Here is a 16,748-nt window from a genome sequence, read left to right as displayed (position 1 = left end):
GGTGTCCTCGACGACGGCGATTCGATCGCTGACTAATTGCCCGCTTCGACGACTCGCGCCCACTCCTCGAGCCACGCGCGCAGCCCCGAGTCAGGAACGTCGAGCGTGTGCGTGGTGCCGCCGTGATCGGGGTAGCCGCCGGCCTCCTCCGCGCTGTCGGGGATGTCGGAGAACCCGGCGTTGTCTTCGTTCGGATCGACGTCCAGCGAGCCCCACCGTTCGGTGATCTGGTCGACGATCTTCTCCTCCTGATCGATCCGGTCGGCCGGTCGCGCCCCGGCGAAGGTCTTGTTGTGACTCTCGACGTCTCCGGCGGGCAGCGCCTCGAGGCCGCTCGGCCACAGTGGCGGCGAGTCGAGTTCGGTTCCGACGTCGGCGAACGGCCGCCCGTCGAGTGGCGGGTCCGCGACGTAATTGTCGTCCATGTGGACGCTCCCGTCACCGAAGACGAGCGGATCTCTGAAACTGAACCGGTGGATGTACGCGTTGCCCACGACCGACGCCTCAGCGCCGTCGTCGATCCAGATGGCCTTGTCATGGTAGTAGTTGAGTCCGTTGACGACGACGGTCCGCGAGCCTTCTTTCAATCGCGGGTTGCGATCGTTGTTCTTCGCGTAGACTGTCCCCAGGATAGCGACGTTGTCCGCGCCGTTGCCGACCAGCGTCCCATTGGAGTTCTCCTCGGGATCCTCGAGTCCCTCCGCGATCATGCAGTTGGCAATCGTCGTATCGGTCGAGTCGTAGCCAACCGACATGTTCTCGTCGCGTCCCCAAAACACCGAACAGTGGTTGAAGATGACGTTGTTGGCCCCGTCGCGGCTGTTCATCGGATCCGTTCCCTCTCCGCCGGACCTGTCGCCGCGGAGGACGCGGATGTGTTCGACGACGGTGTTATCCTGCTCGACCTGGACCATGCCGTTGATGAACGTAATTCCCGGCGAGGGTGCGGTCTGACCCGCCACCCAGCAGTCGCCGTACGTGATCGAAAGGTCGGCACCCTCCAGATCGACCACGCCGCTCTCCTCGAAGACGATCAGGCGCGGCCCCTCGGTCGTGAACGCCTCCTGGATCGGCTCGAGGGCCGCTTCCTCGATTTTGATGACCTGGACGTCGTCATCAAACCAGTCTACGTTCGCGAAGCCGTCCTCGAGACCGAAGTGCGAGCCGCCATCTTCGGTGCCCGTCGTCGTCGAGAACGTCGCCGTCGAGCCCGTGGCGGTGTCGCCGTCATCGGCGTCGACGACCGCCCGGAACTCGTAGTCCGTCTCTGGCGACAGTCCGTAGATCGTGGTTTCGAACTCGCCGGGCTCGGAGAGCGTCTGACCGCCCGACTCCTGCCACGTCTCCTGGCCGGTTTCGCGGTACTCGAACGAGACCAGCGCCGTCTCTGCTTGTCCGCCGACGGCCTCGAGCGTGCTCGATAGCGTCGCCGATGATGAGTCGGTGTCGACCACCGTGCCGGTGGTAACGGTCGGATCCGTATCCGTCTGGGGAGTCGCGAACGAGCTGACCGTCCCGTCGTCGGACTCGCCGTCGCTCGCCGCGGCGACGGCGCGGTACTCGTAGTCGGTCTCGGGCGAGAGTCCGGTCAGGCCGACATCGACCGCACCCGGTTCGGTGACGGTCTCCGTCGCCGATATCGCCCACGACCTGCCCTCTTCACGGTACTCGATGGCGATGTCGGCCGACGAGGCCCCGCCAAGCGAGTAGACCGTACTCGAGACCGTCGCTGACGACGAGGTGATGTTCGTGGCCGAGCCCGTCACGATCAGCGGTTCGGTATCGCCGGAACTGCTTCCGGATGCGCTCCCGGCGACGTCGACATCGCCGACGTCCCGGCTCTCTACGGGCGCGACGCCGCCGAGATTCGAGAACATCGCTTCACAGAGCGTCCCGGCGTTGTGGCTGGTGACCGCGAGTCCCAAGAAGGCGCTCTCGCCGAACGACAGCGAGAGCTCAGCCATGAGCGTCCAGTTCGTCCCATCCGCCGAGGCGTACGCCCGGATCGTGTCGCCGTTCCGGACGAGTCGCTGCCAGGCGGCGTCAATCGTCCCGCCGTCGATCTCGCTCTCGTCCTCGCCAGCGTCAGACGTGAGACTCGTCGAGTCGCCACCAGCCGTCGGTCGCCACTGGAGGGTCGTGTGATCCGGCGTCGTCCGGGTCATCACGTTCTTTGCGTCCGCGTCGAGCGACTCCCTGAGCATCAACCCCGCTTTGGCATACTCGTCGGTGTCCTCGACGGTATCGACCCTGACGGTCGCGTCGAAGTTCGCCCCGACGTCCGTGAAGTAGTAGTGGAACTCGTCCGCGTCGTTCCAGATATCCGAACCGCCGCCCTCGACTGTAATTTCGCTCGTTTGGCCGACGGCGGTGCTGCTCACGACGGCGGTACCGATACTCCCTGCTCCGAGTGCGCGTATGAACGTCCGTCTATTGTGGGTCATCTATTGACACCGCTATCACAATACAGCTAATATAACAAAAGTTTTTCCTAGATATATACTAGATTAATTTAGATATAATTAGAACAAATAAATATCGGTACGTCTCCTCGTGTCTTAGCGGTACTCGTCGTGATACCGCTATTATCGACAGCATATCGCTTGGCGTTCCAGGCGACCCTTTCGATGATCACCCGGGCCGCCGTTCGTCGGCGCGTTCCGACGCCGTCGTCTCGTCGCCCTTAGACCGAGTCGAACGTCCAGCGCTGGTTGGCACCGCCGTTGTCGGACCACTGGAGAACGTTCGCACCGTCGCTGGTCGACGCCCCTTCGACGTCGGCAACCTTGCCGCTGTGGACCGCCTCGAGCGTGTATTCACCGTTGCCCTCGTCATTGATGTGCCACCGCTGGCAGTCGCACCCGGAATCCGAGTACTGCTGGACGTTCGCGCCGTCTTCAGTAGACGAATCGGCGACCTCGAGCAGGAGGCCGCTGTTCTCGTTCTGGATGAGATACTCGCCGTTCCCGGTATCCTCGACGTGCCACTGCTGGGTAGCGTGATCGGTCGCGGACCACTGCTGGACGTTGACACCGTCGCTCGTGTCGGCGTTTGCCACCTCGAGCAACTGCCCGCTGTTGACGTTGGCGATTTCGTAGGTTCCCGTCGAGATCGGACCGCTTTGCCCCTCGTTACTGCCGTTACCGTTTCCCGAATCAGGAGGCGAACTGCCCGCCTCGACAGCCTGCGCCCAGCCCTCGAGCCAGTCGCGAACGCCGCTGTCGGGGACGTCGAGCGAGCGGGTATTGACCGGCAGCTCCGGATAGCCGCCGACCTCGTCCTGATGGCCGACCCAGTAGTCGTACGGCGAGTCGAGTCGATCGTTACCGGCCCGGTTGGCGATCTCCTGGACGATCCGCTCGTCGTTGCCCGTTCGATCGGCCGGCCGCGCCCCGGCGTTGGCGAGGTTGTGGCTCTCGACGTCGCTGGACGGCATCTCGCTGAGGCCGCTGGGCCACAGCGGCGGCGAACTCTCGCTGTCCATGCTGGCGAAGTCGGTATCGTCCAGCGGCGGATCGACGGTGTAGTTGTCCGTGTAGTAGGCCGTCCCGTCGCCCTCGATGATCTGGTCCTGATTGTCAGTGAGTCCCGTGTACCCGTTGCCGACGAAGGATGTCACTGCCGAACTGTCGATGTTGGCAGACTCATCGAAGAAGTATGCGAGGTTGTTGACGATGACCGTCTCGGTGTCACTCTTGAGTCGCGGAACGCGCCCGCGCGTCTTTGCCCAGACGTTGCCCGCGAACGTGACGTTCGAGGCACCGTTGCCGATCAGTGTCGCGTAGTTGTGATCCGCCTCGTCGCCATAGGGGTCGTACAGCCCCTCGTAGATGAGGCAGTTGGTGACCGTCGTATCCTGCGTGTCGTAGCCGACGGAGAGACACTCGTCGACGCCCCACGACGCCGTCACGTGGTCGAGGACGTTGTTTTGCGTGTCGTCTTGCGTGTTGATCGCGTCGTTGCCCTGGATCGAGCCGTCGCCGGGACCGATTCGCGAGCGGATGTGCTGGACGACGCAGTTGTTCGCGTCGACTTTCAACATCCCCCTAACGAAGGTTATGCCGGGCGAGGGCGCGGTCTGGCCCGCCACCCAACAGTTGTCTTCCGTGATCGCAAGCGACTCGTTACCGAGATCGATCGTCCCACTAGTCTCGAAGACGACCACACGCGGACCGCTCGCGTGGAACGCCTCTTCGACGGCCGCACGGGTAGGTTCAGTGATGGTATAGATGTCGACGTCGTCATTGAGCCAGGATGTGTCCGCGAAGCCGGCGTTGACGCCGAACTGCGAACTGCCCGCGGACTGGGCCGCCGCCGACCCGCCGAGGCCACCGAGCGCTCCCGCACCGATCAGTGCCGATACTGCCGTTCCTTTCAGGTAGGTTCGTCTGGTTTGCTTCATGGTACCGCGACTCGTCCAACCACGAATAGGTATAAATAATTTTTCCTGACTATATCTGATAGATTCAACCCCGATGGGCTCGAGCGGATGTCGCTACACCGAGCGGTATCAGTCCTCGGTACGTCGCGAAAACTCGGTCGTCACGCTCTCGAGTCGCGGTTAGTCGTCCAGCGGTTCGCTCGGTTCTACTTCACCCCAGACAGCGTCTGCCCCGTCCGTCGGGGCCGCCCAGGAGACGGCATTATCGAGAACCGTCCGGATCTCATCCTGGAAGAAGATCGGGTACTCCTCGTGGCCGGGGCGGAACGCGAAGATGCGTCCGCGACCGCGGCGGTAACAGACGCCCGACCGGAACACCTCGCCGCCCTCGAACCACGAAATGAACACGGTCCGGTCGGGCTCCGGAATATCGTAGGGCTCGCCGTACATCTCCGTCGAGGGGACTTCGAACGACTCCTCGAGCCCGTCGGCGATCGGATGTCCGGGGTCGGCAGCCCAGATCCGCTCGGTCTCGCCGCCGTGTCGGTACTTGATGTTACAGGTGGTGCCCATCAGGCGTTTGAACGGCTTCGAATTCTTTCCGGAGTGAACCGGGACGAAGCCCATTCCCTCGTGGACGCGATCGACGACTCGGTCGGCAACCTCGTCGGTTACCTCGTCGTTCGCGCAGTGGGACCACCAGATCAGGACGTCGGTGTCCTCGAGGACGTCCTCGGTCAGGCCGTGTTCCGGTTCCTGCAGCGTCGCCGTTCGGACCGTTCGTCCGTCGCCGTCGACCGCGTCCGCGATCGCCCCGTGAATCCCGTCGGGGTACCGTTTGGCGACTGCCGGCTCTTCTCGCTCGTGGACGTTCTCGTTCCAGACCGTGACCTGTAACGCCATGCCTGATTCGTTTCCGGCGATCCGGGATAAGTCCTCTGTCCTCGAGAGTGGCAGTTGCTGTCCCTCTATACGACGCGCGGGTTCCAGCCGTTGAGGACGTTCTCTCTCGTGTACTCTGTGGCCTCCGTCTCGCTGAGCTGGTGGCTCCACTCCGCGCGCTGATCGGGCGTGTACCCCGGTCCGCTATTGTCGTACTCGGCGAAGAAGGCCGTCTTCGTCTTGTCACCGTGCTCCGGTTCGTCCCACGGCTCCCAGCCCTGTGGTCGGATATGGTCGCCGAGATCGCAGTCGATGTAGACGGTTCGGCCGTACGGCTCCCACGGTCGGCCGAGGTAGACGGACTCGCTCGGTGCGTTGCCAACCACATCACAGTCCTTGAACACGAATCCGTTCTCCACCTCTTCCGGCTGCGCGGGCGCTGCGATGAACCCTTCGTCCTTACAGACGATCTTGCAGTCCTCGAAGAACACCGTCGCGCGACCGAAGATAAAGTCCACGTCGCCTTCGATGTAGCAGTCTCTGAAGTACTGACGCGTCCTGCGGCCGAAATTATAGAGGGTGTCCTGATTACCGATGAAGCGGCAGTTATCGAAGGCGACTCGGTCGGCGTCGATGCGAATCGCGACGGCCTGTGCGACGGGGTCGGCGGCGTTCTCGAAGGTGACGTTCTTCGCAGTGAAGTCGTCCCCCCAGACGAAGAAACTCGACGACCCGCTCGTCCCGATTTCGTCGCCGTTTTCGTCGAGTTTGTCGGCGTGATCGTCGTACGTAAGCACCGTGTTCTCGGCGCTTTCACCGATGAACGTCACGTCGGTTCGGTCTGCGGGAAGTTCCAGTTTCTCCTTGTAGCGACCCTCCTTGATGTACACCCGTGTCTCGTCGGATGTCTCCGGCTGAACCGCGTCAATAGCGGCCTGAACCGTCTCATAGTCGCCGCTGCCGTCCTGTGCGACGACGATGTCGGAGTCGCCATCCTCGAGACAGTCGGACTCCGCACTGTCTTCCTCGTCATCTCCGTCCCCGGTGGCCGATTCCGACGTGTTCGGTGACCCATTCGTCGTTGGCCTCGCCTCGACATCGCCACTGTAGCCGGCTATCGCGCCGAGCAGTCCTGTCCCTGCAAGGGCGACCATTCGTCTGCGCAATATCGACCGTTCACTCTCTCGAGCATTGTTGTCGACCATGAAATTTCACACCACCCGATGGTTGTTAAATTTTACCATGGTAAAAAGCAACGTCGAGACCGGTCTCCCCGTCCGCTGACGGAACGGATACTGACGCTCGCCTATCAGTGAGTACGGAGAGCGCAGCGTATCGAGGCGTCACGTCGCCGGCTCAGAAACCGACCGACCGTCTTTCGTGGAGCCGTCTGAATTCGTCGGGCCGTCGACGTGACTGATACGAAACGGCGAAGCGGCGGTTACAGCCGGTCGAGGTCGTCGAGAATCCGCCGGAGGTCCTCGCGCTCCTCGTGGTCGATCTGCTCCTGTGGCGGGAGGACGGTGTCGTGCTCGAAGACCCCCTGCATCTGGAGAGCGGCCTTCGTTCGAGCACGGTAGCGTCCTTCGGGTTCGCCGAAAACGTGGTTCGTCAGCGGCAGTAGTTTTTTCCGGATCTCCCGGGCACGCTCCATGTCGTCGTTGTGAACGGCGCGGATCTTCTCGACGTGGAGATCAGGGACGAGGTTCGCGTACCCGATGAGCCCGGTCTCGGCACCGAGCTGGTAGGCGTGCATGAGGAACGTATCGTTGCCGGTCATCATCGTACAATCGTCCCGGAGGTGATCAACCGCGCGGATCGTCCGATCGTAGCGGATGGGATCGAAGGAGGCCTCTTTGAATCCGATGACGTGTGGCAATTTGCAGATCTCGACGTGTGCGCTGATCGGCAGCCCGGAACTCCCCCACGTTGGGAACTGGAAGTTGATCAGCGGAATATCGACGGTCTCGCCGACGTATTTGAAGTGGTTGATCGCTTCCTGCGGGATCTGGTGGGAGTAGACATCGAGCGGCAGCAGCATGACGCCGTCCGCCCCGGCCGCTTTTGCAGTCTCGGCCAGCTTGGCTGCCTCGATGGAGCTCTCACCATAAACGCCTGCGAACACGGGGGTGTCGCCCGCCGCTTCGACGTGGGTCTCGATGACCTCACGGTAGGTTTCGTCGTCCTGCATCTTCGTCTCGCCGGTATGGGCGTTGGCGACGACCGCCTTGATGCCGTCGACGGAAACCAGGTCGTCGACGTGTCGTCGGAGATCGTCTTTGACCAGGTCGTACTCAGGCGTCCACGGGTTCGCCGTCGCAGGAATGATCCCATCCGAAATCTGTTCTTTCAGGTCTCGAAACTCGTCTTTCAGCATGTTCCATCGAAAAGACACAATCATCCAATAAAAGCGTTCGGTTCGTCACGGTGACGCTACAGTGCAGTGCGGACATCGTCGCCCGCAGATCAGCGTCCCGCTGTTCCCGCTTCCCGAACCTTACAACTATATACATGTAAATAGATATTACAGGAGTACGAATGTAAACAGTCTACATATGAATGGATACCTCGGTGAAACGTACTGGCACGAAGACAGTGTTGACGACGAAAAGCGCTCTGAAAAGCGCTGAAACGCCCAGTATCGATGGATTCGCAATAGGGAAATATCGATTACGCCCGTTTCTCGCGAGCCGTGGGATGATTCCGGGCGTAGCGTCGCCGACAAAGATGGAGCGAGCCTGTGCCGCGGGTAACTCGACCGATACTCGTGGAGACGGCGACTGGAGAAGAGCGGTCGTCCGCATATCGTTCTCCCTTCGGGAACGATTCAGTGTCGGCACCGCTCTCGAGTCGGGCGATCTCACCGGCTCAACCGAACCGGCCGCGGCCAACTCGAGTGGTGTCCCTCTCGCCGGACGGTATCCTCGAAATCGGTTCGCGAGTTCCCGTCGGGGGAACGATATCCCATGTTCTGTCTTATCGACAACAGGTGTTCTGACGGTGACATCGCATTGTCTCGATCTGCTGTTTACAGTCCCGTTCGGCTATTGGGCGACAGTGCTCGAGCACCCGTAGTAGCCTGTCCGTCACTGTTCGATTACACCACGCTGGACCTGATTCGCTCGCGTACTGGAACGTGGAGTGATACCACATCACCGTCTGCAGCGCAGGGACTTCTGGCTCAATTACTCGGATGATTTATACGGCCGGGCGAAAATGAGCCGGGTATGGATATCGCCGATGTGAGAGGGTATGCTCTATCCTCGCCGATCGATCCAGTCCAGGACCGTCCGTTCTTCGGCGGAGTGCGACGACTCCGCAAGCGGGACGTCGTGCTCGTCGTCGTGGAAACTCGCGACGGCCACCAGGGATTCGCGACGGCGGGAGCCAGCAGCTCCGCGATGCGCGAGTACTTCGAGGGCGATTCGCAGGGGACGTTCGCCGATGTCGTTGAGGAGTCCGTCGCCGACGCGCTCGAGGGCGAATCGATCGATGAGATCACCGACGGCCATGAGCTGCTCGCCGAAACGAACCTGCCCGCTCACCTCCGAACAGAAGCGATCTCGGCCATCGACGTCGCGCTGTATGACATCCGCGGGAAGGAACTGGGCGCACCGATCTACGAACTGCTCGCCGACGAGTACGGCACTGAGCCGACGACCGAGCTGCCGCTGTACGCTAGCGCCGGGATGTACATGGAGCCGGAGGGGTACGTCGAGCAGGCCGAGGCGCTCGAGGAGCAGGGCTTTTTCGGGTACAAGTACCGACCCGGGATTGGCCCCAACGGCGACCGCAGGACGGTCGATCTGCTCACCGACGCGGCCGACGACATCGAAATCATGCTCGACGTCCATACGTGGTGGAAACTCCACGATTCCTACGGTCGCGATACTGTCCGGGAGCTGGTCGAACACGCTGCCGAGCGGGGCGCTTACTGGATCGAGGAACCGGTCGAACCTGACGATCACGTGGGCTACGTCGAACTGGCCGAGACCGGCGCGCCGCTGGCCGGCGGAGAGAGCGAGGAGTCCCCGGCCGGACTGGTCGAACTCGGTGAGACCGGTGCGGTCGACTTCCTGCAGGGCGACGTCCGCCACCACGAGGGCTTTACCGGCTGCCGGGACGCGATCGAGTACTGCGATGGCCGCGACGTCGAGTTCGTCCCACACAACTTCGGCACCTGGCTGGGCCTCCAGGCCAACGCCCATCTCGTCGCCGCAGCGCCCGACGTGCAACTGCTCGAGTACCCCGTTTTCGAGGACGATCCGGCACTCCCCGACGCGGCGGTCGATCCCGGGATGTATCCGTTTGACCTCGCCTACGATATCATTGAGGGCCAGCCGGCCATCGAGGACGGCCACCTGACCGTCCCGGACGGGCCCGGACTCGGCATCGACGTCGATCTCGACGTCCTCGAGGAGTACCCGTTCGTCGACGGGCCGTGGACGGAGTTCCACTACGACGGAGAGTAGGCCGCGGAAAATCGGTTTTCTCGAGCGGTTTTCTGCCGTCGTCCGTCAGCTATCGCTGACATCTCGTGGCGGCTATCGCTGTACCCCGAACTCAGGCCGCTTCCAGCAGCGGCATCGACTGCAGGGTTTCGTAGTACCCCTCGAGACGCGCCGCGTCGTCCGCAGAGAGATCGACCAGCGGGTCGCGGACCGGGCCACCCGCATATCCCGCGAGTTCCATTCCGTGCTTGATGACGGGAACGTTGTTCGCGGCCGAGAGCGCGTTGCCCTCACCGGGTTCCTCGCGGAGGTCCTCGATCGGACGGAGCAGCCGCTGGATCGACCTGGCCCGGTCCCAGTTCTCGTCTTTGACGGCGTCGAACAGCGCCAGCGTTGCCTCCGGCGCGAAGTTGCCGAGACCGGTGGTGTACCCCGTTGCACCCTCGATGGCAAAGGAGAGCGCGTACCGCTCGGCGATCCCGTTGACCCAGGTCACCTCGCCTGAGGCGTCCGCAACGGTCTGGGAGAACTCCTTGATATCGTTGACCGCAAACTTCACCGCGACGACGTTCTCGCGCTCGCTCAGATCGACGATCACGTCTCGCGGCACTTCGGGACCGCGCTTGTAGATGACGACGCCGAGGTCGGTCGCATCGCAGATCCGGTGGTAGTAGTTCGCCAGCCCGCGCTGGTGCATGTAGGTGTGGTCGGGGTGCATCATCATGATCGCGTCCGCTCCAGCGTCCTCGTAGGCGTCGGCGAGCCGTTCGACCTCCGGGATGCTGCCGGCGACACCGCCGGCGATCGTCGCCTCGTCGCCGGTTGCCTCGACGTGGGTTTCCACGATCTCGATCCGCTCTTCGTCGGTTAGCGAGTAGTACTCGCCGGTGTTGCCACAGGGGATAAACAGGCGTGCGCCGGCGTTGTACTGTGTCTCGAGGTTATTGGCGAGGTCGTCGAACAGCACGTCCGATCCGTCGTTGCTGAACGGCACAGCGGTGGTAAAGGCGACGTCCTGAAAACGCTCGCTAAGGGCAGCTCTAGCCATGTCGTGGTCGCTACTACGTGGAACTGACGTGATAAATGTATCCCCGACTCTCGGGTTTGTCCGGCGTGCCTACCACCGATCACTTGGACCAACGCAAGCTATATTGGACGCGAGTCTGTCGGGTTCGCTATGGAGATCACGGACATTCAGGCGATTCCGCTCGCACACTCGCTTCCCGACGGACAGGGGCTCGGCGACGCGCGAGGGTTCGGAACCGACCGCGGGACGACGTTGGTGCGTCTCGAGACCGACGACGGGACCGTCGGCTGGGGCGAGGCGTTCGCCCCGGGACCGATGGCGACGGCGACGATCGAAACAATGTTCGTTGACGACATCGTCGGCATGGACCCCTTTGAGGTCGAGTCACTCGCCGAAAAGTCCTACACCGATCCGTACCACTTCGGCGGTGACGTGGTCGTCCAGAGCGCTGTCAGCGCGATCGACGTCGCCTGCTGGGACATCATCGGGAAGAGCGTCGGCCGACCGGTCCACCGGCTGCTCGGCGGCACGCACTGCGAGGAACTGACTCCCTACGCCTCGACGATGTACTTCACCGAGGCGGATCAACCAATCGCGGAGCCGATCCGCGAGGCCGTCGAAGAGGGCTTTACCGCCGCGAAAATCAAGATTGGTGCCGACCCCGAGTCGGATGCCGAGCGCGTGCGCACGGCGCGGGAGATTCTGGGCGATGACGCCGACCTGATGGTCGATATGAACGGCAACTACCGGCCACATCAGGCCGTCAAGTCGGCCCGGGCCATCGCGGAGTACGACGTGACCTGGATCGAAGAGCCAGTCCCGCCGGAGAACGCGTCGGGCTACCGCGAACTGCGGCAGAAAATCGACGTCCCGATCGCCGCCGGTGAGGCCCACTACGGGCGGTTCGAGTTCAAAGACCTGATCGACGATCGGACGGTCGACATTGTCCAGCCGAACCTCGGCCGCTGTGGCGGCCTCTCGGAGGCGCGGCTGATCGCCGGCATGGCCTCGACTGAGAACGTCGCCGTCAGGCCCCACATCTGGAACAGCGCCGTCGGCATGGCCGCCGCGGTGCAGTTCGCCGCCAGTATCTCGAACTACCCCCACACGCGCAACGTCCCGGAGCCGATGCTGATCGAGTTCGACCGCAGCGAGAACCCGATGCGCAGCGAACTGCTCGAGACGCACTTCGATCCGTCCGGCGGCAGTATCGACGTCCCGCAGGAGCCGGGACTGGGCATCGAGATCAATCAGGACGCGCTGGAACGCTATCGCGCCGACTGAGCTAGTAGCGGCGGACCATCGCTGCCGCAGGCCACAGCGTCCGCTGTCGACTCTCGGAGTCGTATTCTCTCCGATACGACAATGCGGATGAAGGGGGCGAACGTTTCCGTTTCACGGTCCCTTATCGGTCCGGGAACTAGATCGTGAGGCCACGAACGCATGGATTCGTCAAACACACACGGTAGCTTCGAGGACATTCGGGACGAGGTCGACGGGAACCCGATGCTGAACGCCTTCCGGTACGCTGTTCCATACTGGGTGCCGCTGACCATCGGCGTCATCTCGACGATGATCAACCGAGCAGCGCGGCTGTTCCCAGCGCTGATGATCGCGGCCGCGATCGATCTGGTCGTCACGCAGTCGGGAACGGGAGACGGGATCCTCGCCGTCATCGGGCTCGTTCCGTCCGAACCGATTCCGTCGGAACAGGTCGACCAACGGCTGAACCTTCTGTACTACCTGGGCGGGCTCACGGTGATCGCCTATCTCGTGCAGGCGGTCAGTCACTACTGTTCCCGGTACTTCTTCCAGACGACCGCCCAGCGCCTGCAACATGACCTCCGACTGGACACCTACGACCACATGCAGCGGCTCTCGCTGGATTTCTTCAACAACCACCAGACCGGCGGAATGCTGTCGATCCTGAATAGCGATATCAATCGGCTGGAAGACTTCTTCAACGTCGAGATTCGCCAGATCACGGAGGCGATAATGATCTTCGCGCTCGTCGGCGGCTACATGTTGTACACGGCGCCGCGGCTCGCGGCCCTAGTGTTGCTCCCCGTTCCGATCATCGCGGTCGTGACGGCCAAGTTCATCATCTGGATCGAACCCAAGTACAAGCGCATTCGCGAACTCGTCGCGCGACTGAACACGCGGCTGGCGAACAACCTCGGCGGCGCGGCGATCGTGAAGTCGTTCGACCGCTACGAGGTCGAAAACCAACGGGTCGCCGAGCAGAGCCGCGGCTACCGCGACGAGAAGATCGGCGCGATCACGATCCGGAAGGCGTTTTTCGCGTCGCTGCGTCTGATCGTCGGCGCGATGTTCGTCACGATCCTCGTCGTCGGCGGCCGGGACGCGATTACCGCCGGCGGGCTGTCGACCGGCGCGTTCGTCGCCTTCTTCGTCTATCTCCAGCAACTCGACGGCCCGATGACGCGGATCGGCAAGACCGCGAACAACTACCAGAAGGCCAAATCGAGCGCCGAGCGCGTCTTCGGCGTGCTCGGCTACGAGGCCGACATCCAGTCACCGACCGATGGGACCGACCCCGTCTCACTTGACGGCGACATCGCCTTCGAGGACGTCACGTTCAGCTACTCGGACGGCGGCGAACGGATCCTCGAGGGGATCGACCTCGAGATCAAAGCCGGCGAGACGGTCGGCTTCGCGGGGACTAGCGGCTCCGGCAAGTCGACGCTCCTGAAACTCCCCATGCGGTTCTACGACGTTGATTCGGGATCGGTGATGATCGACGACAACGACGTCCGGACGTACTCTCTCCAGACGCTCCGCGATCGGATCGGCGTTGTCGAACAGGACCCGTACATGTTCTCCGGCACGATCCGCGAGAATATCGCGTACGGCGACGGCGAAGCGTTCAGGACTGTTCTCGAGGCCGACGCCGGCGAGGTTCCAGACGACGTCGAGACGCGAATCCGGAACGCGGCGATGGCCGCTGGTGCCCACCGATTCATCACGGAGCTCCCGGAGGGGTACGACACGATGGTCGGCGAACGCGGGGTCAAACTCTCCGGCGGCCAGCGCCAGCGCGTCTCGATCGCGCGGACAATCTGCAACGATCCGGACGTCATCGTCCTCGACGAGGCGACCAGCGACGTCGATACGGAGACCGAGACCCTCATCCAGCGGAACCTCGACGAGCTCACCGCGGATCGGACCGCGTTCGTCATCGCGCATCGTCTGTCGACGATCCGGAACGCGGATCGCATCGTCGTCATGGAAGACGGCGACGTGATCGAGACCGGCACCCATCAGGAACTGGTCGAGGACGGCGGCGTGTACGCCGATCTCTGGGCATCCCAGACCGATGACGGCGAGGAAGCGGAGGCGGCCGAGGCGGACGACTGAGAGCGAGGACGGTGTCGTCGATCGCATTCACTCCCCTCGGTTCGCCTCGGCTACTGGGTGGTGCTGTTCGGATGTGGTACCGTCTCCGGTGTGAACATCTTAGGTGAACGACCGTAGACGGCGTATCGCGGGTATCCGAGGTCTCAGTCAGAGGTAGCTTTATCAGACTGCCAGCCAAGATGAGTGGTATGCAACGTGCACTCGTCGTCATCGACGATACCGAGGCTCACAGACGACTCCTCGCCGAAGCCGGCGAGTTCGCCCAGAACGGGAACGCGGAACTAGTCGTCCTAGCGTGGACGACCCCCGAAGCAGCCGAGGACGGCAACGACGCGATCGAGTGGGTCGAGCGAATGGAGGGAACCAAGTTTGAGGAGACCGACGCGACGGCGATGACGCGGAAGTTCGCTGAGGAGTTCACTAAGGACGTCCTCAACGACATCGATGGCGACATCGACGTCCGGATCGAGCCGGTCATCACTGAGAAGGATGACCTCGACGACGAGATCTTGTCTGCAGCAGAACGGCTGGCCTGCGATCACACGTTCCTCATCGGCCAGAAGCGCTCGCCGACCGGGAAGGCAATTTTCGGTGACATCGCCCAGCGCGTCCTGCTGAACTTCGACGGGCCGGTGACCGTCCTGATGGAGTGACCGCGCTGACGGCTCGATCGACACCTCGAACTCGCGCTACTGGACCGATATTTTGATGGTGTCCCCGAAAGGGCTAGACGTATGGATGTACTAGTGACCGGTGCGTACGGCCGGTGTGGAACTGCGATCATCGATCACCTCCACGATGACGATCGATATGAGTTCACGTACTACAACCGATCGGACCGGACGGACGACGACCCCTACAGCGGATACGAGACCGTCGTCGGCGACATCGCGGACTACGAGACGCTCCGCGAGGCCTGCGAGGGACAGGACGCCATCGTCCACCTCGCCGCCTACCCATACACCGACGGCGACTGGACCGACATCTTCGAGCCCAACATCCTCGGCATGTACAACGTCCTCGAGGCGGCCCGCGAGGCCGAGGTCGAGTCCGTCGTCTTCGGCTCGACCAACCACGTGATGGGGATGTACGAACTCGAGAACGCCCCCGAAATCTATGGGCGTGACCACGACCTCGTCATCGATCACACCGATCCCGTGCGCCCCGACTCCTACTATGGTGCCTCCAAGAGCTTCGGCGAGGATCTCGGTCGATACTACATCGAGGGCTGTGAGTACCCGAAACAGTTCTACGCGCTTCGGATCTGCAGCGTCCGGAGCGAGGAGTACGATCACCCCTACGGCGACGCCGAGATCGGCGTCGAGGAGGGCGACTGGGAACGCGGCAGCGACGCGTACGCGGAGCAGGTCGCGCGGATGAAAGCAACCTGGCAGTCCCGTCGGGACTTCGCCCACCAGATCGACTGCTGCCTGGAGGACGACAGCGTCGAATTCGATGTCTTCAGCGGCGTCAGCGACAACCGTCGGCGCTGGTACGACCTCGAGCACGCTCGCGCGAAAATCGGCTACGATCCCCAAGATGACGGCGAGGAGTGGGACGCGTCGCCGACGTAACGACGCTCTCACTAAGTCTAGCGCCATCCTTCAGGACATCCCTGCAGAAAGGGAATTGCTCTCTGAAGCGAGACGGCGGTTCAGGTCTAGAATCCGCTTTCTCATCGTCTGCGTCGAAAGGTTTACGCACTCTCGAGCGGATCCGTTCTGCATGGACCGTGCTAGCGAGACCGACAGCGCGAAGTATCGGGTGACTCGATGACGATCAACAGCGACTGGGGCGAGTGGTGGATCCGCGAGGAGATCAACGGCGCCGACGTCGACGGCGTCTCGCTGTGGTTCCTCGGCGTGGCCGGGTGGGCGATCAGGACGCCCGAGACCGCCGTCTACATCGACCCCTACTTCAGCACCGAGCGGGACCGCGAGTACATCGCCCGGATACCGCCGGTGCCGATGGAACCCCAGTGGGCCGACTCTTGTGACGCCGTGTTCTGTACGCACGACCACCGCGACCACTTCTGGCCGCCCTCGTTCGGCCCCCTGCTGGACCACGGCGGCTCGGTCCACGCGCCGGCCGAGTGTTACGAGAACCACGACGTGAGCGAGATTGCGGACTATCAGCAGGCGGTCGTCGAACCCGGCGACAGCTACGAGGTCGGCGACCTGACGATCCACGTTCGGGACGGCCGCGACCCCGACGCCGACGGCAGCGTCACCTACGTGCTCGAGCACGAGGAGGGGACAATCTTCCACGGCGGCGACAACCGTCCCTGCGAGGCGTTCCACGAGATCGGTGCGGAGTTCGACATCGACATGGGCATGCTCTCCTACGGCACCAGCGGCCGCATCAGGATGGACGGCGAGGTCGAGCGTCGGAAACTGTACAACGATGCCCAGGACGTGATCGAGGCCGCCAACGCCCTCGAGATCGATCGGCTGGTTCCGGAACACTCGCGGCGCTGGCGATCGATCCAGGCAGACCCAGACGCGCTCTCGACGGCCGCAACAACGTTCGAGCACCCCCACCTGATCGAGACCGTCGAGGTCGGCGACCGCCTTCGACTCGGCCGGCCCGGGATCGTCCCGCCGACCCACCTTGGCAGCGAGTGAGCGGC

At 62.8% G+C, this 16,748-nt stretch carries 12 protein-coding genes; 6 read left to right on the top strand and 6 right to left on the bottom strand.

The genetic code is table 11. The annotated features are described in order from the left end of the window. Positions 1-32: 32 nt before the first annotated feature. The 5 genes from K6I40_RS00195 to K6I40_RS00175 all read right to left on the bottom strand — a co-directional run bounded on the left by K6I40_RS00195 (position 33) and on the right by K6I40_RS00175 (position 7,640). Positions 33-2,444 carry a DUF1349 domain-containing protein gene (locus K6I40_RS00195; RefSeq protein ID WP_222912977.1) on the bottom strand — a complete coding sequence of 804 codons (2,412 nt, stop codon included), beginning with the start codon at positions 2,442-2,444 and terminating at the stop codon, positions 33-35. 239 nt (positions 2,445-2,683) lie between these two features. Continuing rightward, the gene (locus K6I40_RS00190) at positions 2,684-4,402 is read right to left on the bottom strand and encodes an RICIN domain-containing protein (protein ID WP_222912975.1); all 1,719 of its coding nucleotides are present in this window, start codon (positions 4,400-4,402) and stop codon (positions 2,684-2,686) included. A gap of 159 nt (positions 4,403-4,561) precedes the next feature. Continuing rightward, a complete protein-coding gene (locus K6I40_RS00185; protein WP_222912973.1) occupies positions 4,562-5,284 on the bottom strand; it encodes a ThuA domain-containing protein in 723 nt (240 codons plus the stop codon). A gap of 65 nt (positions 5,285-5,349) precedes the next feature. After that, on the bottom strand, positions 5,350-6,468 hold the full coding sequence (locus K6I40_RS00180) for a pectinesterase family protein (protein ID WP_222912971.1): 1,119 nt from the start codon (positions 6,466-6,468) through the stop codon (positions 5,350-5,352). A gap of 236 nt (positions 6,469-6,704) precedes the next feature. Continuing rightward, on the bottom strand, positions 6,705-7,640 hold the full coding sequence (locus tag K6I40_RS00175) for a dihydrodipicolinate synthase family protein (RefSeq protein ID WP_222912969.1): 936 nt from the start codon (positions 7,638-7,640) through the stop codon (positions 6,705-6,707). Between the two features lie 850 nt (positions 7,641-8,490). Here K6I40_RS00175 and K6I40_RS00170 point away from each other — a divergent pair. Continuing rightward, positions 8,491-9,735, top strand: coding sequence for a mandelate racemase/muconate lactonizing enzyme family protein (locus K6I40_RS00170; RefSeq protein ID WP_222912967.1), 1,245 nt, complete (start codon positions 8,491-8,493; stop codon positions 9,733-9,735). Positions 9,736-9,826: 91 nt separating this feature from the next. Here K6I40_RS00170 and K6I40_RS00165 read toward each other — a convergent pair whose 3' ends face one another. After that, positions 9,827-10,762 (bottom strand): dihydrodipicolinate synthase family protein, encoded by a 936-nt coding sequence (locus K6I40_RS00165; protein ID WP_222912965.1) that lies wholly within the window; start codon positions 10,760-10,762, stop codon positions 9,827-9,829. A gap of 129 nt (positions 10,763-10,891) precedes the next feature. On the opposite strand from K6I40_RS00165, the gene K6I40_RS00160 reads away from it, so the two are divergent. The 5 genes from K6I40_RS00160 (at position 10,892) to K6I40_RS00140 (ending at position 16,743) form a co-directional block, all read left to right on the top strand. Beyond that, the gene (locus K6I40_RS00160) at positions 10,892-12,025 is read left to right on the top strand and encodes a mandelate racemase/muconate lactonizing enzyme family protein (RefSeq protein WP_222912964.1); all 1,134 of its coding nucleotides are present in this window, start codon (positions 10,892-10,894) and stop codon (positions 12,023-12,025) included. A 159-nt stretch (positions 12,026-12,184) separates the two neighbouring features. Beyond that, positions 12,185-14,119 (top strand): ABC transporter ATP-binding protein, encoded by a 1,935-nt coding sequence (locus K6I40_RS00155; RefSeq protein ID WP_222912961.1) that lies wholly within the window; start codon positions 12,185-12,187, stop codon positions 14,117-14,119. Positions 14,120-14,307: 188 nt separating this feature from the next. Beyond that, positions 14,308-14,772 (top strand): universal stress protein, encoded by a 465-nt coding sequence (locus tag K6I40_RS00150; RefSeq protein ID WP_222912959.1) that lies wholly within the window; start codon positions 14,308-14,310, stop codon positions 14,770-14,772. 81 nt (positions 14,773-14,853) lie between these two features. Continuing rightward, positions 14,854-15,693, top strand: coding sequence for an NAD(P)-dependent oxidoreductase (locus tag K6I40_RS00145; protein WP_222912957.1), 840 nt, complete (start codon positions 14,854-14,856; stop codon positions 15,691-15,693). 198 nt (positions 15,694-15,891) lie between these two features. Further along, on the top strand, positions 15,892-16,743 hold the full coding sequence (locus K6I40_RS00140) for an MBL fold metallo-hydrolase (RefSeq protein ID WP_222912955.1): 852 nt from the start codon (positions 15,892-15,894) through the stop codon (positions 16,741-16,743). Positions 16,744-16,748 lie beyond the last annotated feature (5 nt).

Source organism: Natrinema sp. SYSU A 869, from assembly GCF_019879105.1.
In the GTDB taxonomy this organism is placed as follows: domain Archaea; phylum Halobacteriota; class Halobacteria; order Halobacteriales; family Natrialbaceae; genus Natrinema.
This window is presented reverse-complemented; position numbering and strand designations above follow the sequence as displayed.